Origin of the sequence: Caloranaerobacter azorensis DSM 13643 (genome assembly GCF_900129995.1) — a bacterium.
In the GTDB taxonomy this organism is placed as follows: Bacteria; Bacillota; Clostridia; order Tissierellales; family Thermohalobacteraceae; genus Caloranaerobacter; species Caloranaerobacter azorensis.
In genome coordinates, this window is the sequence record NZ_FQXO01000044.1 from 1 (window position 1) to 20,232 (window position 20,232).

25 protein-coding genes are annotated in these 20,232 nt (G+C 29.9%); 20 read left to right on the top strand and 5 right to left on the bottom strand.

The window, feature by feature from the left end; all coding sequences use genetic code 11:
- On the bottom strand, positions 1-185 hold a 185-nt coding region (locus tag BUB51_RS07865; protein ID WP_200791906.1), incomplete at its 3' end, for a hypothetical protein.
- 173 nt (positions 186-358) lie between these two features.
- On the opposite strand from BUB51_RS07865, the gene BUB51_RS07870 reads away from it, so the two are divergent.
- Positions 359-1,207 carry a DMT family transporter gene (locus tag BUB51_RS07870; protein ID WP_073196831.1) on the top strand — a complete coding sequence of 283 codons (849 nt, stop codon included), beginning with the start codon at positions 359-361 and terminating at the stop codon, positions 1,205-1,207.
- 68 nt (positions 1,208-1,275) lie between these two features.
- Here the strand turns inward: BUB51_RS07870 and pgmB are convergent, their stop codons facing one another.
- The gene (gene pgmB, locus BUB51_RS07875; RefSeq protein ID WP_073196833.1) at positions 1,276-1,923 is read right to left on the bottom strand and encodes a beta-phosphoglucomutase; all 648 of its coding nucleotides are present in this window, start codon (positions 1,921-1,923) and stop codon (positions 1,276-1,278) included.
- Between the two features lie 152 nt (positions 1,924-2,075).
- Here pgmB and BUB51_RS07880 point away from each other — a divergent pair, with 152 nt between their 5' ends.
- From BUB51_RS07880 to BUB51_RS07915, 8 genes are all read left to right on the top strand, one after another.
- Positions 2,076-3,080 carry a LacI family DNA-binding transcriptional regulator gene (locus BUB51_RS07880; RefSeq protein ID WP_035164389.1) on the top strand — a complete coding sequence of 335 codons (1,005 nt, stop codon included), beginning with the start codon at positions 2,076-2,078 and terminating at the stop codon, positions 3,078-3,080.
- 4 nt (positions 3,081-3,084) lie between these two features.
- Positions 3,085-3,516, top strand: a complete 432-nt coding sequence (locus BUB51_RS07885) for an alpha-amylase family glycosyl hydrolase (RefSeq protein WP_073196835.1) — start codon at positions 3,085-3,087, stop codon at positions 3,514-3,516.
- A 21-nt stretch (positions 3,517-3,537) separates the two neighbouring features.
- Positions 3,538-3,819 (top strand): hypothetical protein, encoded by a 282-nt coding sequence (locus BUB51_RS07890; protein ID WP_073196837.1) that lies wholly within the window; start codon positions 3,538-3,540, stop codon positions 3,817-3,819.
- Positions 3,820-3,828: 9 nt separating this feature from the next.
- Positions 3,829-4,386: an alpha-glucosidase C-terminal domain-containing protein gene (locus BUB51_RS07895; protein ID WP_083599557.1), complete on the top strand. Its 558-nt coding sequence runs from the start codon at positions 3,829-3,831 to the stop codon at positions 4,384-4,386.
- Positions 4,387-4,756: 370 nt separating this feature from the next.
- Positions 4,757-5,896 carry an acyl-CoA dehydrogenase gene (locus BUB51_RS07900; protein ID WP_073196841.1) on the top strand — a complete coding sequence of 380 codons (1,140 nt, stop codon included), beginning with the start codon at positions 4,757-4,759 and terminating at the stop codon, positions 5,894-5,896.
- Positions 5,897-5,908: 12 nt separating this feature from the next.
- Positions 5,909-6,691 carry an electron transfer flavoprotein subunit beta/FixA family protein gene (locus tag BUB51_RS07905; protein WP_073196843.1) on the top strand — a complete coding sequence of 261 codons (783 nt, stop codon included), beginning with the start codon at positions 5,909-5,911 and terminating at the stop codon, positions 6,689-6,691.
- 28 nt (positions 6,692-6,719) lie between these two features.
- Positions 6,720-7,733: an electron transfer flavoprotein subunit alpha/FixB family protein gene (locus BUB51_RS07910; protein ID WP_035163333.1), complete on the top strand. Its 1,014-nt coding sequence runs from the start codon at positions 6,720-6,722 to the stop codon at positions 7,731-7,733.
- A gap of 205 nt (positions 7,734-7,938) precedes the next feature.
- A complete protein-coding gene (locus BUB51_RS07915; protein WP_073196845.1) occupies positions 7,939-9,639 on the top strand; it encodes a sigma-54 interaction domain-containing protein in 1,701 nt (566 codons plus the stop codon).
- A gap of 48 nt (positions 9,640-9,687) precedes the next feature.
- Here the strand turns inward: BUB51_RS07915 and uppS are convergent, their stop codons facing one another.
- Positions 9,688-10,332 (bottom strand): polyprenyl diphosphate synthase, encoded by a 645-nt coding sequence (gene uppS, locus BUB51_RS07920; protein WP_073196847.1) that lies wholly within the window; start codon positions 10,330-10,332, stop codon positions 9,688-9,690.
- Between the two features lie 163 nt (positions 10,333-10,495).
- On the opposite strand from uppS, the gene BUB51_RS07925 reads away from it, so the two are divergent.
- The 9 genes from BUB51_RS07925 to BUB51_RS07965 all read left to right on the top strand — a co-directional run bounded on the left by BUB51_RS07925 (position 10,496) and on the right by BUB51_RS07965 (position 17,281).
- On the top strand, positions 10,496-11,368 hold the full coding sequence (locus BUB51_RS07925; RefSeq protein ID WP_073196849.1) for a DUF5685 family protein: 873 nt from the start codon (positions 10,496-10,498) through the stop codon (positions 11,366-11,368).
- Positions 11,365-11,973 (top strand): J domain-containing protein, encoded by a 609-nt coding sequence (locus tag BUB51_RS07930; protein ID WP_073196851.1) that lies wholly within the window; start codon positions 11,365-11,367, stop codon positions 11,971-11,973. Before BUB51_RS07925 ends, BUB51_RS07930 begins: the two co-directional genes overlap by 4 nt.
- A 14-nt stretch (positions 11,974-11,987) precedes the next feature.
- On the top strand, positions 11,988-12,509 hold the full coding sequence (locus tag BUB51_RS07935) for a hypothetical protein (protein WP_073196865.1): 522 nt from the start codon (positions 11,988-11,990) through the stop codon (positions 12,507-12,509).
- 60 nt (positions 12,510-12,569) lie between these two features.
- Positions 12,570-13,565: a 2-hydroxyacyl-CoA dehydratase family protein gene (locus BUB51_RS07940; protein WP_073196853.1), complete on the top strand. Its 996-nt coding sequence runs from the start codon at positions 12,570-12,572 to the stop codon at positions 13,563-13,565.
- Positions 13,559-14,335, top strand: coding sequence for an acyl-CoA dehydratase activase (locus tag BUB51_RS07945; protein ID WP_278294238.1), 777 nt, complete (start codon positions 13,559-13,561; stop codon positions 14,333-14,335). The genes BUB51_RS07940 and BUB51_RS07945 overlap by 7 nt, the downstream gene beginning before the upstream one ends.
- A gap of 30 nt (positions 14,336-14,365) precedes the next feature.
- A complete protein-coding gene (locus BUB51_RS07950) occupies positions 14,366-15,424 on the top strand; it encodes an MBL fold metallo-hydrolase (protein WP_242945570.1) in 1,059 nt (352 codons plus the stop codon).
- A 107-nt stretch (positions 15,425-15,531) separates the two neighbouring features.
- Positions 15,532-16,332, top strand: a complete 801-nt coding sequence (locus BUB51_RS07955; RefSeq protein WP_073196857.1) for a hypothetical protein — start codon at positions 15,532-15,534, stop codon at positions 16,330-16,332.
- A gap of 20 nt (positions 16,333-16,352) precedes the next feature.
- A complete protein-coding gene (locus BUB51_RS07960; RefSeq protein ID WP_073196859.1) occupies positions 16,353-16,970 on the top strand; it encodes an IS200/IS605 family accessory protein TnpB-related protein in 618 nt (205 codons plus the stop codon).
- Between the two features lie 107 nt (positions 16,971-17,077).
- Positions 17,078-17,281, top strand: a complete 204-nt coding sequence (locus BUB51_RS07965) for a DUF3006 domain-containing protein (RefSeq protein ID WP_278294239.1) — start codon at positions 17,078-17,080, stop codon at positions 17,279-17,281.
- Between the two features lie 23 nt (positions 17,282-17,304).
- On the opposite strand, the gene BUB51_RS07970 is transcribed toward BUB51_RS07965, so the two are convergent.
- The gene (locus BUB51_RS07970) at positions 17,305-17,988 is read right to left on the bottom strand and encodes a BON domain-containing protein (protein WP_159430402.1); all 684 of its coding nucleotides are present in this window, start codon (positions 17,986-17,988) and stop codon (positions 17,305-17,307) included.
- A 232-nt stretch (positions 17,989-18,220) separates the two neighbouring features.
- On the opposite strand from BUB51_RS07970, the gene BUB51_RS07975 reads away from it, so the two are divergent.
- Positions 18,221-19,393, top strand: coding sequence for a CD0519/CD1768 family membrane protein (locus BUB51_RS07975; RefSeq protein WP_073196861.1), 1,173 nt, complete (start codon positions 18,221-18,223; stop codon positions 19,391-19,393).
- 23 nt (positions 19,394-19,416) lie between these two features.
- Complete coding sequence (locus tag BUB51_RS07980) at positions 19,417-19,833, top strand: DUF1893 domain-containing protein (protein ID WP_073196863.1); 417 nt, start codon at positions 19,417-19,419, stop codon at positions 19,831-19,833.
- Between the two features lie 212 nt (positions 19,834-20,045).
- Here the strand turns inward: BUB51_RS07980 and BUB51_RS07985 are convergent.
- Positions 20,046-20,232, bottom strand: a 187-nt coding sequence (locus BUB51_RS07985; protein ID WP_479722837.1) for a hypothetical protein, incomplete at its 5' end; no start/stop codon positions are given.

The window sequence follows — 20,232 nt, forward strand, 5'->3', positions numbered from 1 at the left end:
TTAGGAACTTCAATTGTTTCTATAATAGGAAGTTCGGTATCAACTTCGATTTTTCTATATGGTTTGCTTATTGGTTTATTAGTTCTAGGTTTTATAGGATTTTTAAAATATGGGATTAGAAGATAAATTACTAAAACATAAAGAATTCTGATAGTATTTGTTAAGTTAATAATTAAAGATTTCATTTTTGGTTTGTCTCTCCTTTCTTTTGTATTTCTTTTATATTTTTGGTGCTACTTAAAGTATATCCAAAGAGGGGGGAGACAACCAAACCTATATATTATTCAAATTTCAATGTTTGGGTGTCAAATTTGCTCTAAACTTTTGACACTACGAGTTTAACTAAGGAGGTTTTTTTATGGAACGCAGAAAGATAGGTATAATACTAATTCTACTATCATCATTATTTTTTGCATTAATGGCAGCTACAGTAAAATCACTAAATAATGTTCCGGTGGCAGAAAAGATTTTCTTTAGAAATTTGCTTGGTATTATTGTTTCAACATATATTATTTTAAAGAAAGGTAGGAAAATATCTGGGAATAATAAAAAATTACTATTTTTAAGAAGTGTATTTGGATTATTAGGTGTAGCTTGTTATTTTTTTGCTTTATCGAAAATTCCTTTAGCAGATGCAGTAATACTTAATAAATTATCACCATTTTTTGTAATTGTATTATCAGCGATTTTTCTAAAAGAAAAGTTTAACAAAACACAAGTTATATCTTTGATAGCTGCTTTAATTGGAGTCGCTTTTGTTATTAAACCACAATTTAGTTATACTATTATACCGGCTTTTATAGGACTTTTATCTGCGTTTTTTGCTGGAGCTGCTTATACAGCGATAAGACATTTGAGGCATACAGATTCACCGGAAATTATAGTCTTTTATTTTACATTATTTTCAACATTGACTATGATACCTGTTATGGCTTCTGGGTACTTTGTTTTGCCGACTCTAAATGACATGATAAAATTGATTTTATTGGGAGTATTTGCTACAACCGCACAATTTTTAATGACTAATGCATATAGGTTTGCTCCGGCAGGTGAGCTTTCAATTTATACTTATATGAACATTGTTTTTTCTATGATATTGGGAATTGTAATCTGGTTTGAAATACCTGATATTTTTAGTTTAATAGGTGCTTTTCTTATAATTACAGCGGGAGTAATCAATTATTTTTCAAATAAGGGGAGAGGATAAATCCTATATAAAGTGAGCTGACTGGCTAACAGCTAACAGCTACTGACTGTTAACTGTTAGCTTTTTTTCTAAAAATTAATAATATCTAATGTTAGACTGTTTGTGTTCGGTATAACTTTATCAGCTTCCTTTAAAATTTCCTTAGAACCAATACCAACAGCGTACATTCCGGCATTTTTAGCTGCTTTTATGCCCGATTCTGCATCTTCAAATACAACACACTCATTAGGATTTACCCCTAATGCTTCTGCTCCTAAAAGAAACACTTCGGGGTCTGGTTTAGCTTTGGTTATTTTGTTACCGTCGATAATAGCATCAAAAAAATCTGTCATTTTGATACTATTTAATATAGTCATAGTATTTTTACTTGAAGAACCTATTGCGACTTTGATATTTGAATTTTTTAATTCATTAATAAATTCTTTAACTCTTGGAAGTATTTCAGATTCGTCCATTTTTGAAATTAATTCTCTATACCAATTATTTTTCTTTTCGGCTAATTTTAATTTTGTTTCTTCATCAACTTTAATATTACCTAAGTTAAGGAGTATTTCCAGCGATTCCATTCTACTAACGCCTTTTAATTTTTCATTATCTTTTTCAGTAAAATCAAATCCAAGCTCATTTGCGAGCCTTTTCCAAGCTAAATAATGATATTTTGCAGTATCGACAATTACACCGTCTAAATCAAATATACAAGCTTTAATATTAGTCATAAAAATTTCCTCCCTTTCATAAAATTCCATATTATTATATCAGAAACGATTTTGGAGTTAAAGAGTTAAGTGCATATAAAAAAACTATTGCAAATAGGGAATAATTGTATTATAATTAACTATGACAACGTTGTCATATGGAGGAATGAAAAATGAAAAATATTACTATGTCTGATATAGCAAAACTTGCAGGTGTATCAGTAAAGACGGTGTCTAGAGTAATAAATAATAGTAGTAACGTAAAGGAAGAAACTAGACAAAAAGTATTAAAGGTAATAAAAGAACAAGGATATCAGGTAAATATTCTTGCAAGAGGACTTAGACAAAAAGAAACTAAAACTATAATAGTTTTTATAGATAAGCATAGCGGTGGATATTGGAGTATATGGCACAATGAAATTGTGCAGGAATTGATTAAACAATCAAAACAGAGAGGATATAAGATAGTTATTTCACCTTCTTCTGCAGAGGGCTGTTTAGATGATGATACAGATGGTTTTTATTTATTGAAAAGTAGAATGGCAGATGGAGCAATTATTTTCGATAATATTAAAAATGATATTAGAATTAATTATTTGAGAGAAAACGAAATTCCATTTGTGATTATTGGTAAAGATATTACATATTCAGATACTTGTTATGTTGATTTAAATAATTATAAGGCTGGATATATGGGTGGAAAATATTTGATAAATAAAGGATATAAAAATATAGTTTTTTTTCTAGGAGATGAAAACTTTATTGTTAATAAAGAAAGAAGCAAGGGTTTTATAGATGCTTGTAAAGAAAAGATTAATATTAAGCAATCTGTATTATTTAATATAAGTAGTTTAGATACTGCATATCAAGAAACGGTTAAGATATTAAGAAAAAATAAACCTGATGCATTTTTTGTATCAGGAGATGAACGGGCATTAGGCGTTTATAAGGCAATAAATGAAATGGGATTGTCGATTCCAGATGAAATTGCAGTGCTGGGAATTGATAATATTCAGTTATGCGAATATGTTTATCCAGCTCTGTCGTCAATAGATCAGCCGAAAAAAGAATTTGGTAGTCAAGCTATTAATATTTTACTTGAGTTAATAGATAAGAAATGCAAGATTACGAAAAGAGTGCTTATAGAACCGAGATTGGTGATTAGAAATTCGACCTAAACTTTTGACACTACGCTATTTAAAAGGAGAAGAAGAATATGAAAACTTTTTTATAGAAACAGAGCCTTGTCCGGAACTTTCAAAAGTTACTAGGCCAAGAACCTTACCACTGCTTACTAAATTTGAAACTTCAAAAGGTGAGAAATATATTTGGACAACCTTTAGTGAGGACCAAATAGATTTAAACTTTAAAAATGAAAAAGTATTATTAAAAATAATCGAGTTAATTTTATTTTATGTATCTAAAAGAGCTAAAACGATTAGATTAGACGCTATTGGATATTTATGGAAGGAAGTTGGTACGAGTTGTATTCATCTAAAGCAGACCCATAAGGTAATACAATTATTTAGAGACATACTTGATATAGTAGCGCCAGAAACTATATTGATAACGGAAACAAATGTGCCTCATAAAGATAATATAAGCTACTTTTGAGATGGATATAATGAAGCTCAAATGGTTTATCAATTCCCATTGCCGCCATTAGTATTAAATGCATATCAAACAGGCAATGCTAGCTATTTATTAAAATGGGCTGATTCGTTAGAACAAATATCTAGTAGGACTACGTTTTTTAATTTTTTAGCATCACATGACGGTATAGGAGTAATGCCAGCTAGAGGTATTTTATCAGAAAAAGAGATAAATGAAATGGCAAAAAAGCAAAGGAGTATGGCGGGTATGTTTCATATAAAGATAATGGAGATGGAACAGAGAGCCCGTATGAGCTTAATATAAATTATTTTGATGCAACTATCACATCCAGATGATAAAGAAGACATTAAAATAAAGAGATTCATGGGTTCACAAGCTATACTTTTATCGCTGATGGGAGTACCAGCAATTTATATACACAGTCTATTAGGCTCAAGAAATTATAATGAGGGAGTAAAAGAAAGCGGGATATATAGAAGAATTAACAGAGAGAAACTCCTGTTAGAAAATCTAGAAAAAGAGCTAAATGATAAAAATACGTTAAGAAATAAGATTTTTAACAAATATGTGGAGTTAATCAAAATAAGAAAAGAACAGAAAGCATTCCATCCAAATGCAAAGCAAAAAGTAATTTTTGAAAATAAATCTGTATTCTCATTTATACGAGCTTCTTTAGATAATGAAGAAACTATAATAGTATTAAATAACGTATCAAATAAAGAGCAGAAAATTAAAATAGATTTGAAAAAATATAAATTTAAAAAAGTAAATGTTTTAAGAGACCTTATATCTAATGAAAATGTTAATGTAGTTAATGGAATAATAGAAATTACACTTAACCCTTATCAATTTATGTGGTTGAAAGGATAAGATTAGCCGTCTATCTCTTAAGATTTAGTTAGAGGTGGGCGGCTATTTTTTAAATAAGGCAAATAATTGTATATTTTGTTTACATGTAAATATTTTAAACATTTCTTAAAAGCGCTTTAATGCCCGCGTTTAGTAATATAAAAAAATGAGTGTAAAGATTTTTTTCAGAAAATAATTTTTAAAATATTAAATTAACTAATAAGTAGACGAGTCTATATTTGTTTTTGTGATATTGGAGTTATTTCGGAATTGGCATAGAATTTGCTACTGAAAAATTATAAGAGAATGGTAAATAATTTTTTTAGTAAATCAAGTTAAAATATTAACAATAAAATTAAATTTAATCCGATTATATAAAGGAGGGTAAAGAATGGATTTTCGTATTCCTAAAGAACATGAAATGTTACGAGAAATGTATAGAGAATTTGCTGAAAAGGAAGTAAGACCTCTTGCAGAAGAAGTCGATGAAAAAGAGATGTTTCCAGTAGAGACAGTAAAAAAATTAGCTAGATACGGTTTTTTAGGTATACCATTTCCTAAAGAATATGGTGGACAAGGTGGAGATAATTTAGCTTATATTATGGCTGTTGAAGAGATATCAAAGGTATGTGCTACAACTGGAGTTATTATGTCGGCACATACATCTTTATGTGCATCGCCGATATTTGAATTTGGTACAGAGGAGCAAAAACAGAAATATTTAGTTCCGCTTGCTAAAGGCGAAAAATTGGGGGCATTTGCGCTAACTGAACCGAATGCAGGTACTGATGCGGCTGCGCAACAGACTAAAGCTGTATTAGATGGTGATTATTATATATTAAATGGTTCAAAAATTTTCATAACGAATGCTGGATTTGCAGATGTATATATAGTCATGGCGATGACAGATAAGAATAAAGGAGTTAAGGGAATATCAGCTTTTATTGTAGAGAAAGATTTTGAAGGATTTAGTGTTGGAAAGAAAGAGTCAAAAATGGGAATAAGAGGTTCATCTACATGTGAGCTTATATTTGAAAATTGTAGAGTGCCTAAGGAAAATTTACTTGGAAAAGAAGGGCAAGGATTTAAAATTGCTATGAAAACGCTTGATGGCGGACGTATTGGTATAGCAGCACAGGCTTTAGGTATTGCTCAGGGAGCAATCGATGAGACTGTTAAATATGTGAAAGAAAGAAAGCAGTTTGGTAGACCTTTGGCGAAATTCCAAAATACACAGTTTACTTTAGCTAATATGCAGACTAAAACTGATGCTGCAAGATTGCTTGTATATAGAGCAGCTAAAGCTAAAGATAATAATGAAAGCTATAGTGTATATGCAGCTATGGCTAAACTCTTTGCGGCTGAAACAGCGATGGAAGTTACAACAAAAGCTGTTCAATTGCATGGAGGATATGGATATACAAGAGAATATCCAGTTGAGAGAATGATGAGGGATGCAAAAATAACTGAGATATATGAAGGTACTTCTGAAGTTCAAAGAATGGTTATTGCTGCTAGTATGTTAAGATAGGAGGGTTTCAAGGTGAAGATAATAGTTTGTATTAAGCAAGTTCCTGATACTACTGAAGTAAGATTAGACCCAACAACAGGAACATTAATAAGAGAAGGTGTGCCTAGTATAATAAATCCAGATGATAAAAGCGGATTAGAAGCAGCGTTAAGGTTAAAAGATGAAATTGGTGCCGAGGTAACAGTATTAACTATGGGACCGCCACAAGCAGAGAAAGCATTGAGAGAAGCTCTAGCTATGGGAGCGGACAAAGCGATATTATTAAGTGATAGGGCGTTTGCAGGTGCAGACACTTGGGCTACATCTTCGACACTTGCAGCAGCTATAAGGAAATTAGATTATGATTTAATAATTGCTGGAAGACAAGCTATAGATGGAGATACTGCTCAGGTTGGGCCTCAAATAGCAGAACATCTAGGGCTTCCTCAAGTCAGTTATGTAGCAGATTTAAAATTGGATAATGATAGATTAATTTTAAAAAGAATGTTTGAAGATGGATACCATTTGATTAGAGTAAAGATGCCTTGTTTAATAACTACTTTAAGTGAGATGAATACTCCTAGATATATGTCTGTAGGCGGGGTATTTGATGCCTTCAGAGAAAAAGAAATAATAAGATGGACTTTAAAAGATATAGATATTGATCCTTCAAATATTGGGTTAAAAGGTTCTCCGACAAAGGTTAAAAAATCTTTTACGAAGGGAGCAAAAGCAGCGGGTAAAGTATATGACGTAGAGCCAAAAGAGGCTGCACAGATAATAGTAGAAAAATTGAAGGAGAAGTTTTTTATCTAAAATTGGCATAGATTAAGGAGGGAGTACCTTGAATATTAAAGAGTTTAAAGGTGTATATGTCTTTGTTGAGCAGCGAGAAGGTGAAATTCAGAGAGTTTCACTAGAACTAATTGGAAAGGGTAGAGAACTTGCAGATAAAATAGGTGAATCTGTTACGGCTATTATACTTGGGTACAATATAAAAGATAAAGCAGATACTCTAATTCACTATGGAGCCGATGAAGTTATTTATATAGATGATAAAATATTAGAGGTTTATATGACAGAACCTTATGCTAAAGCTTTAACAGAAGTAATAGAATCAAGGAAACCAGAAATATTTTTAATTGGTGCTACAGCAATAGGCAGAGATTTAGCACCTAGAGTTTCAGCTAGAATACATACAGGACTTACAGCAGACTGTACTTCTTTAGATATAGAAGAAGGGACTGGAAATCTTTTGATGACAAGGCCAGCTTTTGGTGGAAATCTGATGGCTACAATTGTTTGTCCAGATCATAGGCCTCAAATGTCTACAGTAAGACCCGGAGTAATGCCATTGTTTGAAAAAGATGAAAGTAGAGTTGGAAAAGTTGAGGAATTTAAAATTAATTTTTCTAAAGAGGATGTAAATGTTGAAATATTGGAAATAGTAAAAGAGAAAAAGCAGAAAATAAAAATTGAAGAAGCGAATGTATTAGTTGCAGGTGGAAGAGGTATTGGCAACCCAGAGAAGTTCGAATTACTTAAAAAACTTGCTGATGAACTTGGTGGATTAGTTGCTGCTTCACGTGCAGTGGTTGATGCTGGATGGATTGATAGGGAGCATCAAGTAGGACAGACTGGAAAGACAGTTAGACCTGATTTATATATAGCATGTGGTATTTCAGGAGCCATTCAACATTTAGCTGGAATGGAAGAATCAGATTTTATTATTGCTATAAATAAAGATCCTGAAGCTCCTATATTTGAAGTTGCTGATATTGGTATTGTTGGAGATATAAATAAAGTAATTCCAGCATTAATTGAAGAGATAGAGGCAGTAAAAAAATCAAAAGAATAGTATAATAATAACATGATAAGCCAATAGTTATATCTTATAACTATTGGCTTAATTTTATGTGTTAAAATATTTTTAACAGTACATATAAAAATATAATAAATATGTTGATATTTTGTCATAACATTGCCTAATATGATATAATTTAACAAAGTTTTATATTCGATAAAGCATAATTTTGATTTGACGTATTAAGGGTGAGGATAAAATGAGTCTTATAAATAGTTTTGAAGAAATTTTAAAAAATATAACTGATGCAGTAATAGGGATAGATAAATCGGGCAATGTTATTATAATTAATGAAGCTGCAAAGAGAATATTTGGACTTCAGGCTGTAAAAGAGAAGAAATTAGAAGATTTTATATCAAGCATCAAACTTAATAGAGTATTAAAAACAGGAAAGAAAGAAGTAGAAAAGGAGTTTACATATAATGAAAGAAAATTTATTTTAAGCAAAATGCCTTTATTTAAAGATAAAAAAATTGAAGGAGCAATAGCTTTATTCAGGGAAATAACAGATTTAAAGAAAATTGAAGAAGATAAAATACATTTAGAAATACTAAATACAATTTTAGATGTATTAAATGAACGAGTTGTTGTAGTAGATGAAAAAGGAATAATTATTATGATGAGTAAAGCATATAAAGAATTTATTGGTTGTGAAAATCCTGAAGGCAAGCATGTTACTGAAGTTATAGAAAATACAAGGATGCATATTATTTTAAAAACAGGAGTAATGGAAATCGGCGAGATTCAAGAAGTACAGGGTAATAAGATGGTATCTATGCGTATTCCGATAAAAAGGAATGGGAAAGTAATCGGCGCTGTTGGTAAGGTCATGTTTAAAGATGTAAGCGATTTAGTTACTCTAACTAATAAGGTCAATAGATTAGAGCAAGAACTAGAATATTATAAAAGAGAACTAAATAAAGAGAGAACTGCAAAATATTCATTTAAAGACATAATCGGCAGTAGTGCTAGTATTCAGGCAGTAAAAGAATTGGCTATGAAAGTGGCAAAAACAGATTCGAACGTTTTGATTACTGGAGAAAGTGGAACGGGGAAAGAGCTTTTTGCACATGCTATTCATAATGCCAGCAAGAGATATTTGGGTCCATTTATTAGAATAAATTGTGCTGCAATACCAGAGGAACTGCTTGAATCTGAATTATTCGGGTATGAAGAAGGGGCGTTTACCGGTGCCAGAAAAGGTGGGAAAAAAGGAAAATTTGAGCTAGCTAATGGGGGAACAATTCTACTTGATGAAATAGGCGATATGTCTATAAAAATGCAGGCTAAACTTTTAAGGGTACTTCAGGAAAAAGAAATTGAAAGATTAGGAGGAGATGTTGTAAGGAATATAGATGTTAGAATAATAGCATCTACCAATAAGGACTTGGAGATGCTTGTAAGACAAGGGCTATTTAGAGAAGACCTTTATTTTAGGCTAAATGTAATGTCTATTAAGATACCTCCTTTAAGAGAGAGAAAAGAAGATATTAGCATTCTTGCGAAAAAACTTCTTGTAAAAGTATCTAGTAAACTTGGAAAGTATGTAGAAGGTATTTCGAATGACGCAATAAAATGTCTCGAAAGTTATGATTGGCCTGGGAATATTAGGGAATTAGAAAACGTGATAGAAAGGGCGATAAATTTATTAGATTCAGATTTGATAATAAAGCCTGAACATCTGCCAGAGAAAATAACCAAAAATAAAACAAAAAAGTATTTTTATGAAGGAAAGGGTTTGAAAAATATAATAGAAGAAATAGAGAAAGAAATTATTTTGAAATGTTTAGAAGAAAATGATTGGAACAAAAATAAGGTTGCAAAAATTTTAGGGATTAGTAGAGTTGGGCTATATAAGAAAATAGAAAGATATAATTTGAATAAACGGCAATTATGTTGAATAAGTGAAGGATAAAATATAGGCTTGTAGGTAGCTTAAGCCTATATTTTATCCTCCTAATGTTATGTCCTGTTTGTTGTACCATTCAATAGCTTGATAAAAGTGTTCTTCTTTAAAATCAGGCCAGTAATCATCGATAAAATAAAAATCTGAATAAACTGTTTGTAAAGGTAAAAAACCGCTTAATCTTTTTCTGCCTCCCCAGCGTATGACAAGATCTATCCTTGAAATATCCTGCGAATGCAATAAACCTATTACATTGTTGGAATTACTCTGGTTATTTATTAAATTTTTCACATCCCATTGCCAACCGTAGTTAACTAGGAAATTTACCTTTATACCTCCTCTGCCAAATGTTTTTCTATTATTAGTATAGGGCAGCAATTCTTTAGGGAACATAGGAGAATCAGTGTTGCCCACGACTAACAAAGAAGCATCTTTATTTGATAGTAATTCTACAGCTTTTATACATGCTTTAGTAAATGCTTTAGTTTGTATTGACGGCCTTTTTGTATTATCCATGGTGAAGCCGTAAAAAGTAAGCTCTTTAACTCCAATTTTTGAACATAATTCAAATACTTTAATACCGGGTTTAAGTCCTTTTTCATATCCCATTTCTTTTGAAAAGCCATTTTTTACAGCCCATCTTCTATTTCCATCAGGAATTATTCCGATATGTTTTGGTATCCTCATAAACTTACCTCCAATTTTAATTTTAATTCTATTATTGCCATTTAATAGTAAACTATAATCGAATCCTTAAATATTGGATATTTTTCGACAAGAATATTATTGTTATTTCTTATTTCATATTTTAAAATATTAATTGAACGATAAAATAGAGAGAGTGGATAAATTGTTTGGGTATATAACACCATATAAAGATGAATTAAAAGTTAGAGAATACAACACATTTAAAGCATATTATTGCGGATTATGTAAGACGCTTGGAAGTGAATTTAATCAAATAGTTAGATTTGGATTAAATTATGATTTTACTTTTTTAGGACTTTTATTATCATCTTTAGATGAAAAGAGAGATAAAATAAAATATGAAAGTTGTATTGCTAATCCATTTAAGAAAAAGCCTATTGTAATGAAAAATAAATATATTAGTTATAGTGCTTATATTAGTGTTATTCTAGTCTATTATAAATTATTAGATGATTGGAAGGATGAGAGGAAATTACTTTCTTTAATGGGCATGATACCTTTTATTTTTCCTAAAAATAAAGCTAAATATGTTTTTAAAGAAAAATATTTTGCTATTAAAAATAATCTGGATAAATTAGCAAAATTAGAAGAAGAAAAATGCGATATTATTGATGAGAGCGCTGACGTTTTTGGTAAGTTAATGGAAGAGATAGCAGCTTTTCCATTTATAAACGATGATAAGACGATAAGAATTTTAAGATGGCTTGGATATAATTTAGGACGCTTTATTTATGTATTAGATGCTTTTAACGATATTGAAAAAGATATAAAAGAAAATAATTATAATCCTATTTTATTACAATACAAATATAATCCTGAAGAAGAACTGGAAAAATTTTTAAGTAGAGTAAGGAATCCTATAGAATTTACTCTTACATTTACGCTAGATAATCTAGCGAAAAGTTACGAATTACTTGATATAAAGTATAATAAAAGTATAATTGAAAATATAGTTTATATGGGAACGAGACGTAAAATGATGCAGATTCTTGAGAAAGGGAGTTGTAAAAAATGAAAAATCCTTATAAAGTATTAGGGCTTGAAGAAGGTGCAAGTGAAGAAGAAATAAAAAGAGCATATAAGAAACTTGTAAGAAAATACCACCCAGATCAATACGTTAACAATCCTCTTGCCGATCTTGCCGAAGAAAAACTGAAAGAAATAAATGAAGCGTATAATATTCTTATGAATAAAGGAAATAGGAATAATTCAGGCAGCAATGATTGGAATTACTATCGACATGAAAGTAATGGTTATAATGAATTTGAAGAAGTTCGCAGACTGATTGATATGGGAAGACTTAAAGAGGCATATGATATATTAGAAAGCAGTACAAATAGAGGAGCGGAATGGTATTTTTTAAAAGGGGTAATATTATTGAGAAAAGGTTGGTATGAACAGGGATATCAGCATGTTAGAAAAGCCGTTAATTTAGATCCAAATAATATTGAATATAGAAACGTATTAAATAATATTTCATATAGAAATGATACTTATAGAGATATAGGACGAAATATGGGTTATGGGGATGATACTTCTCTTTGCAGAATTTGTGAATGTTTGATATGTACTGATTGCTGCTGTGAGTGTATGGGAGGAGATTTTATTTCTTGTTGTTAATGGAGGCTAATAATATGAGCGATTTAAGTAATTCTAAAAAGGTAGCTCTAGGTGGTTTTGTTGTATTATTATCTGTTTTATGTCTATATTTAGCTTCGATATTACCTACTAATAAAATCTTTTTCTTTTGCTTAAGTACTATCTTCATTGCTGCTATTGTAATAGAATTTAAAACTTACTTTTCTTTAATAACTTACGGAGCTATTTCTATTTTGGGGTTTATGATTATACCCAACAAGCTGATTATGGTACCGTATGTCATTTATTTTGGTTATTATGGAATAATAAAATATTATATTGAAAAGATAAATAATATTTTAATCGAGTGGATAATAAAAATTGTTTTATTCAATTTATTCGTATATGCGACTTATATAATTGCAGTTAATTTATTTATTAGTAACATAGATATTAAACTGCCGATATGGATTATTCTGTTGTTATTGCAGGTATTTTTTATTATTTATGATATATGTTATAGTTTAGCCATTAAATACTATAAATACAAAATAAGAAGATTTCTAAAGGTTAGATAGAAAGTATTGAGCATGCCTTTTTTGTTTTTCTGGATTTAACTGTTTAGGAGGTTACTTAAGATGAAAACAATAGGAATAACTACAACTGTACCAATAGAAGTTTTATTAGCTGCGGGATATAGAGTTATTGACTTAAATAATCTTTTTATTACTTCAGAGGAATATTGGAAATATATAGAAATAGCAGAAAGGGACGGTTTTCCAAAGAGTTCATGTGCTTGGATTAAGGGTATTTATGGAGCTGTTTTGGAAAATAAAATTACTGAAGTAATAGGTGTAATAGAAGGAGATTGTTCGAATACTAAAGCATTAATAGAAGTGTTAAAGCAAAATGGAATAAAAGTATATCCTTTTGCATATCCGCATAGTCATAGCTTAATTGATGTAAAGAAGACTATAAAAGATTTTATGGATTTATTTGGAGTTTCCGAAACTAAAGTTGAATCAATTAGAAAAAGATTAAATGATATTAGAAAAATTGCAAAGAGGATAGATGAGCTTACATATATAGAAGGAAAAGTAAATGGCTTTGAAAATCATTTATATCAAGTGAGTTTAAGTGATTTTAATGGAGATATAGACGAATTTGAGGAAATGTTATTAAAAAAGTTGCATGAAATGGAAAAAAGAAGCCCAGTAAAGAGGAAAGTAAGATTAGGATATATAGGTGTACCGCCTATGACTGGAGATTTATATAAATTCGTAGAAAAATTTGATTCACATATAATTTATAACGAAGTTCAAAGAGAATTTGCCTTTCCAAGAGCCGAAAAAGCTAAAGATATTTACGAACAGTATTACGATTATACTTATCCATATGATATTAATTTTAGATTGGAAAAAATAAAAGAAGAAATTAAAAAGAGAAAGATAGATGGTATTATACATTATACTCAAGCTTTTTGTTATAGGGCAATTGAAGATATTATTATTAAAAAAGAATTAGATATACCGGTTTTAAACATAGAAGGTGATAAATTGAATCATTTAGATGCTAGAACTAAATTTAGAATAGAAGCGTTTTTGGATATGATTAGTGATCTAAAGGGGTGCTGAAGTTGAAAATCTTGGGAATAGATTTAGGAAGTAGAGAAGTTAAGGTTGCATTAATGGAAGATAAAGAGATAACAAATATGTTTAAGGTAAGTACTATGTCTTTTTATAGAGATTACTGTGGCTTTGATGGAAAGATAGTAGTAGATTTGCAAAAGCTCAATGTTGAAGATGTAGATATAGCGATTTCGACAGGTTATGGTAGAAACAATACAGATTTAAAAAAGTTTGAGCCTATCAATGAAATAAAGGCTCATGTATATGGTGCAATTTATCAGAGTGGCTTGAAAGATTTTATTTTACTAGATATTGGCGGACAAGATGTTAAAGTTGTGAAGGTTGAAAAGGGGATTATAAGTGATTTAGAGTTGAATGACAAATGTGCAGCCTCATGCGGCAGATATTTAGAAAACATGGCTAATGTTTTAGAAGTTCCTTTAGATGAGCTGTTTAAGTATTATGAAAATCCAGTTAAGCTTAATTCAACTTGTGCAGTTTTTTCTGAATCTGAATTAATAGGAAAAATTGCAGAAGGAGTAAATATAGAATCTTTATGTTCTGGTGTTAATTTTTCTTTATATAGAAGATTGAAGCCGCTTTTGACTAGATTTAAAGGCAGGAAGCTAGTGCTTTCAGGCGGTGTAGCTTGTAACAGTGCATTAATAAAATATTTGAGTGCAGATTATGATGAGGTAATTCCGTTGGATTATCCCCAGTTTAATGGGGCTATAGGCTGCTGTTATTATGGTAAAATGAAATTAAAAAACAAATAACGATATTTTTACATCTAGGGAGGCATGACAATGATGAATTTTATAAAAGCAACAAAAATGAAATTTTTAATATTAATCTTATTGCTTGTAGTTCTTTCGGGTTGTACTGACGCTAAAGTATCGAATCAAAATGTATCTAGTAGTAGTAATTTAAAAGTCCATTTCCTTGATGTTGGACAAGCAGATAGCATATTAATACAATTTCCGAATGGTGAGACTGCATTAATAGATGGTGGCAATAGAGAAGATGGAGGATTTGTAGTTGGATATATTAAAAAGATTGGGATTAATAAGATTAATTATATTATAGCGACTCATCCGCATGAGGATCATATTGGCGGATTACCAGAAGTTATAAAGAATTTTGATATTGGAAAAGTATATATGCCAAATAAGACAAGTAATACAAAAATATTTGAAAACTTGTTAAAAGAAATAAAGAATAAAGGATTGAAAATTACGCGAGCAAAAGGTGGATTAAGTATTATAGATACAGATGACTTAAAATTTACAATAATTGCTCCAAATTCTGAAAAGTATGATGAAACTAACGAATATTCAATAGTTAATAAATTAATTTATAAAAACACTTCTTTTATTTTCACCGGTGATGCGGAAAGAGATTCTGAGGAAGAAATGATAAAGTTAGGATATAATTTAAAGGCGGATGTTTTAAAAGTTGGGCATCATGGCGGTAGAACTTCAACAAATTACGAGTTTTTAAAAAGAGTTAACCCTAGATTTGCAGTAATATCGGTTGGAAAAGATAATGATTATGGACATCCTCATAAGGAAGTTTTGGAAAGACTAAATAGAATGGGAATAAAGGTATTTAGAACAGATGAGTTAGGGACTATAATTGCAGCTTCTGATGGACATAAAATTGATTTTAATAAAGATGTTGCAAATAATAATATGGTAAAAAATAAAAAAGATAATAAAATATTTTATATAGGAAATAAAAAGACAAAAGTTTATCATGTGCCGACATGTAAAAGTTTGCCGAAACAAGAGAATAGAGTAATATTCCATAGTAGGGAAGAAGCAGAAAAAGCAGGATATAAACCTCATAAAAATTGTATAGAATAGGAGGTATTTAACAGTTACAAAATATTTATAAAAACTTATAAAAACCTTAAAACAATTATAAATTCAAAAAAGTAGTTAAGGAAGATTATAGAGGGAGTTAAAAGGAAATGAGTAAATCTATAGCCGGGAATAAAAATATAAGAACATACAAAATGAGAATAAAAGATAAAAAATTCAAATCCAAAGTTATAGATTATATTTATAAGTATAGACATTTTGAAAACATGTATATAATACTCCTTAATCAAGACTATAAACAAAACATCGGAGATTTTAGGTTGTTAACTAATTATGAAATAATGAGAGCACTATTTAGGGGAACTACTCCAAAAAAGCTAAAAGAAAAACTAACTTATATCAGAAATAAATATAAAAACCATCAAATAATGAATGACTTAATAAACTTATCTAAAGAACTTAAAATTCATAATATAGTAGAAATAATAAAAAGAGTAAAATCTCAATATAAAGGGTTTTTCACTAGAGTTAAAAATGGAGATTATAAAGCAAAACCGCCCAAACCTAAAAAACTATCAAAACTAACTAATTATACAATTCCATTAGATAGTTATAAAGGATTTTCATTAAAAAGAAAAAATCAGCTAGGAATAAACCTTAACAATAAAATGATAAGGACATATATAAATCATAAAGAATTAGAGAAAGTAGTAGGGAATTTAAAAAATATTAAAGCAGTACATCTTAACTTTTCAAACAATGAATTGTACTTACTTTTCATATATGAAAAAGAAGAAAAAGAAATAAAAGAAAAACCTTACAAAAGTGCAGGGATAGATATAGGAATAAATAATCTTTTAAGCATATATGTAGACGATAAAGATGTGCCAAGTTTAATAATAGATGGTAAAAGTTTAAGACATATAACGCCAACTTTAATAGGTTTATAGCAAAATTAAACAGAGAAATAATGATTACAAAAGACAAAAACAGAAAAAGATATTTAGAAAAATATAGAACATATCTTTATGAAAAAAGAAATAGGTATTTTCATGATCAATTTCATAAAATCAGTAAAAGAGTATTAGAGTATCTAGGAAAACATAATGTAACAGAGATAATATTATCGGACAACCTAAACAATCTTAAAAATAACGGTAAATGCAAATTAAATAAAGCTAACAAACAAAACTTCATACAAATACCATTTGGGAAATTATTAAGATACATAGAATATAAAGCAAAAGATTATGGAATAAAAGTAAAATATGTAGATGAAAGTTATACATCAAAAGTAAGTAGTTTAACAGAAAATATAAAAGTAATACAAAAGCTATCCCAATATAACCTTGACTTAACTAATGCTTTAAATGGGAAGCGAGTTAAGCGAGGGTTATTTAAGGATGAAGTTATAAATAAAATAATCAATGCCGATTTAAACGGAGCAAGGAATATATGTATATTGGGCAGTAAAAAAGCACAGCAAAAATACAAAACAGGAGGTGAAAACCGTTGGCTTAATTTTAAGCTGTGCAATCCTATAAAAGTAGAAAGCGACTTCGAGTTATGCAGGCTTATAGCCTCATAATAGAAGTATCGGATAAGACCTATAAATTTATAAAGATTTATAGGTATGCGTTGCTTTCTATAAGGTTTTTATAGATATAAGTCAACGGTATTTTTATTAGGGGTATAATTGATAGATTTGAAGGAGATTATGCTGTGATTGAGTTAGAAAATTTAGAAGTCATCAATATACTTAAAGATAATCTCCCGCAGAATGCTAAAGAAGGAGATGTAGTAGTGATTAAAGATAATAAATATTATATAGATATAGAAGAAACTCGAAGAAGAAATAAACAAATAGAAGAATTTTTTAAAGATTTATTTGAAGGGTAAAGAGCCATATCCGATGATATGGCTTATTTTTCTCTTATTCGAATTTTATTAATAACTTTTCTTACTCCTTCAACACTCATAGCCAATTCTTTTGCTATTTCTGCATCTCTTTTGGTTTGTGTATATCCAGATAATGAGGCAATACCTCCTGTAACTGTACAGGCAATGTCTTCTCCGCTAAAATCAGCTCTATTTAATTTATCTCTAATCATATTAGTTATAGTAACATCGTCAATTACTCCTAGAGTAGAGATTTGTGTATTATTTACAACATCTTTTACACCTCTGACTTCAGAGGCAATTTTCATTGCAATATGTGAATCTTTTAATGTATCTACATGACCAATTAGATTTACAACACCATCTTTTACTTTAACCCCAATACCACTTATTTTTTCAGAATAGTTGTTATTGCGAAGTCTGTCAATGACTTCCTTTTCAATATGTTTATCTGTAATCTGTCCTTCAACACCTATAGTTATATTATTCTCTACTTTTTTAACTCCGTCGATGCTGTAAGTAATTTGCTCTGCATATTCTTTTTCTGCTAGCACATCAACAAAACCAGAAAGGTGAACGACTCCATCTCTGCAAGTTACATTAATATCCATACTAGATGCCTGCATCTTTTCTTCCAATTTGTCTTTAATGTAATCGACTAATAATTCATCTTTTGTTAAATTTTCTTTTTTATCTTTGATATTCAAATTAAACACCCCTTTTAAACTATTTGTATTAGTTTTACACATCTTTAGTTGAAATATTAATTTAAAAAATGTTGTAATATAGATTTGTGGAATTTGAAAAGGGTGCGAAATAGATAAGTCCAATATCTTACATATTGATAAAATTTGTTGCTTTAGCATTTTATATTTTATATAATATTGAATAATGACATAAAGTTATAGCTAATTAAATAACTAAAAGGGGTGGTAAGTGATGCACAAAGTATTTTCGGGAAAGAATGGGAAAACGATTCCATACTTGGACACTGTTATTTTTTTAGTAATTATTTCTTTATTTTTTGGCTATTTAGGGGCGAGAATGGGAATTAGTAATATGTTTTCAACTATTATGGCAACGGCTTATCAGTTGCTAATCGATACTGTATTTTATATAATGGCAATAGCGGTATTGACAGGTGCTTTTGGTAAACTTGCAACAGAATTCGGATTAGTTAAGCTGTTAAATAAGATATTTTCTCCTTTAATGAAACCTTTATTTAATATGCCCGGAGTAGCCTTTTTAGGAATAATAACAACTTATCTTTCTGATAATCCAGCAATTATATCATTATCTAAGGATGATGATTTTTTAAGTTATTTTAAAAAACATCAAGTACCTTGTCTGTGTAATTTAGGAACTGCGTTTGGTATGGGACTTATAGTTACGACTTTTATGACGAGTAAAGGATATTTTAAAGAGGCATTAATAGGGAATATTGGTGCTATAATAGGAAGCATTGTTAGTGTTAGAATAATGGCTTACAGAACTAAAAAAGTATTACCAGAAGAGTCAGAAAAGACAGAAAAAGGGATGGGAAATAAGAGGAATAAGGATATTGAAGATAATATTATTGAACATACAGAAGGAAGTTTTTTTGAAAGATTTTTAACTGCTTTTTTAGAAGGAGGCAAGTTAGGGGTAGATATCGGACTTAGTATAATTCCAGGAGTTTTAGTAATTTGTACTGTTATAATGCTTTTAACTTTTGGGCCAATTGATCCTTCAGTTGGATATCAAGGAAAGGCTTATGAAGGAGTGCAGCTTTTACCTAAAATTGGTGAGTGGTTATCACCTATCATTAAACCTTTATTTGGATTTAAAAATCCAGAGGCTATTGCATTTCCGATAACGGCTCTTGGAGCGGTAGGTGCTGCATTAAGTTTAGTACCAAAATTTTTAGAAAGTGGAGTTATAGGCCCAAATGAAATTGCAGTTTTTACTGCTATGGGTATGTGCTGGAGTGGATTTTTAAGTACTCATGTAGCGATGCTAGATGCATTAGGACATAGGAAACTTATATCAAAAGCTATAACTAGTCATGTTATAGGAGGTATTGCTGCTGGAATTTCCGCTCATTTGCTTGTTTTACTTTTGGGGTTAGCATAAATATTGGACAAGGTGGTAGTATGATGAATGATTTAGAAATGGCAAAAAATATACTATTTGAAAAAGATTATTCTCTAGTCGTAGTTAAAAACGGGGAAGTTATATTTGTAAGCAGAGAAAGAGGAATAAAACCACTATTGAGTATTGTTTTAGAAAAAAGAGATATTGTAAAAGAGACGAGTTTGGCCGATAAAGTAATAGGCAAAGCAGCTGCAATGCTTTGTATAAGATTAGGATTTACGTCTGTTTTTGCGAATATTATAAGTGAAAGTGCCGTTGAAGTATTGAAAAAATCCGATATAAAATACGAGTACAATACAAAAGTACAGTATATATTGAATAGAGATAAAAGCGATATGTGCCCTGTTGAAAAGATAGCTCAACGCCATGAAAATACAACAAAATTGATAGAGGAGATAAAAAAGTTCCTACAAATATAGCTATTCTTATGTTGATAAATAATATATGTTTGTATTATAATGATTGTGATGTCCTAGATAGTGTAAAAAGAAATATGAAAAGTTAGAGAAAAGATTGGATATACTTTAAGATGATATTTTAAAGATTTTACCCAAAAAAGGGCATAAATATCCCGTAGGGTGTAATTTAACTTTAAATTTTAACTGTTAATTTGTCAAGGTGCATTTTAAAATTAAGCAGCTTCTTTTAAAATATTGCTTCTATGCTTTTGATTTTCTATGGCATGTAGTTGTGCTAATTCAATTAGTTTAGCCCATTTTGCTGGCATTGTTTCGTATCTATTCAGCTCAGTTAGTGGTATTGGTACTTTACCATTTAAGGCTGAATGAGGTCTTAAAAAATTAAACCAAGCTGTAAAT

Excerpts from the sequence above, each read along its gene's own strand:
- pgmB (WP_073196833.1), bottom strand. The coding sequence starts at position 1,923 with ATGACTAATATTAAAGCTTGTATATTTGATTTAGACGGTGTAATTGTC.
- BUB51_RS07880 (WP_035164389.1), top strand. The coding sequence starts at position 2,076 with ATGAAAAATATTACTATGTCTGATATAGCAAAACTTGCAGGTGTATCA.
- uppS (WP_073196847.1), bottom strand. The coding sequence starts at position 10,332 with ATGAGGATACCAAAACATATCGGAATAATTCCTGATGGAAATAGAAGA.
- BUB51_RS07895 (WP_083599557.1), top strand. The coding sequence starts at position 3,829 with ATGCAACTATCACATCCAGATGATAAAGAAGACATTAAAATAAAGAGA.
- BUB51_RS07980 (WP_073196863.1), top strand. The coding sequence starts at position 19,417 with ATGAATGATTTAGAAATGGCAAAAAATATACTATTTGAAAAAGATTAT.
- BUB51_RS07890 (WP_073196837.1), top strand. The coding sequence starts at position 3,538 with ATGGTTTATCAATTCCCATTGCCGCCATTAGTATTAAATGCATATCAA.
- BUB51_RS07870 (WP_073196831.1), top strand. The coding sequence starts at position 359 with ATGGAACGCAGAAAGATAGGTATAATACTAATTCTACTATCATCATTA.
- BUB51_RS07940 (WP_073196853.1), top strand. The coding sequence starts at position 12,570 with ATGAAAACAATAGGAATAACTACAACTGTACCAATAGAAGTTTTATTA.
- BUB51_RS07935 (WP_073196865.1), top strand. The coding sequence starts at position 11,988 with ATGAGCGATTTAAGTAATTCTAAAAAGGTAGCTCTAGGTGGTTTTGTT.
- BUB51_RS07975 (WP_073196861.1), top strand. The coding sequence starts at position 18,221 with ATGCACAAAGTATTTTCGGGAAAGAATGGGAAAACGATTCCATACTTG.
- BUB51_RS07915 (WP_073196845.1), top strand. The coding sequence starts at position 7,939 with ATGAGTCTTATAAATAGTTTTGAAGAAATTTTAAAAAATATAACTGAT.
- BUB51_RS07960 (WP_073196859.1), top strand. The coding sequence starts at position 16,353 with ATGATTACAAAAGACAAAAACAGAAAAAGATATTTAGAAAAATATAGA.
- BUB51_RS07930 (WP_073196851.1), top strand. The coding sequence starts at position 11,365 with ATGAAAAATCCTTATAAAGTATTAGGGCTTGAAGAAGGTGCAAGTGAA.
- BUB51_RS07900 (WP_073196841.1), top strand. The coding sequence starts at position 4,757 with ATGGATTTTCGTATTCCTAAAGAACATGAAATGTTACGAGAAATGTAT.
- BUB51_RS07955 (WP_073196857.1), top strand. The coding sequence starts at position 15,532 with ATGAGTAAATCTATAGCCGGGAATAAAAATATAAGAACATACAAAATG.
- BUB51_RS07950 (WP_242945570.1), top strand. The coding sequence starts at position 14,366 with ATGATGAATTTTATAAAAGCAACAAAAATGAAATTTTTAATATTAATC.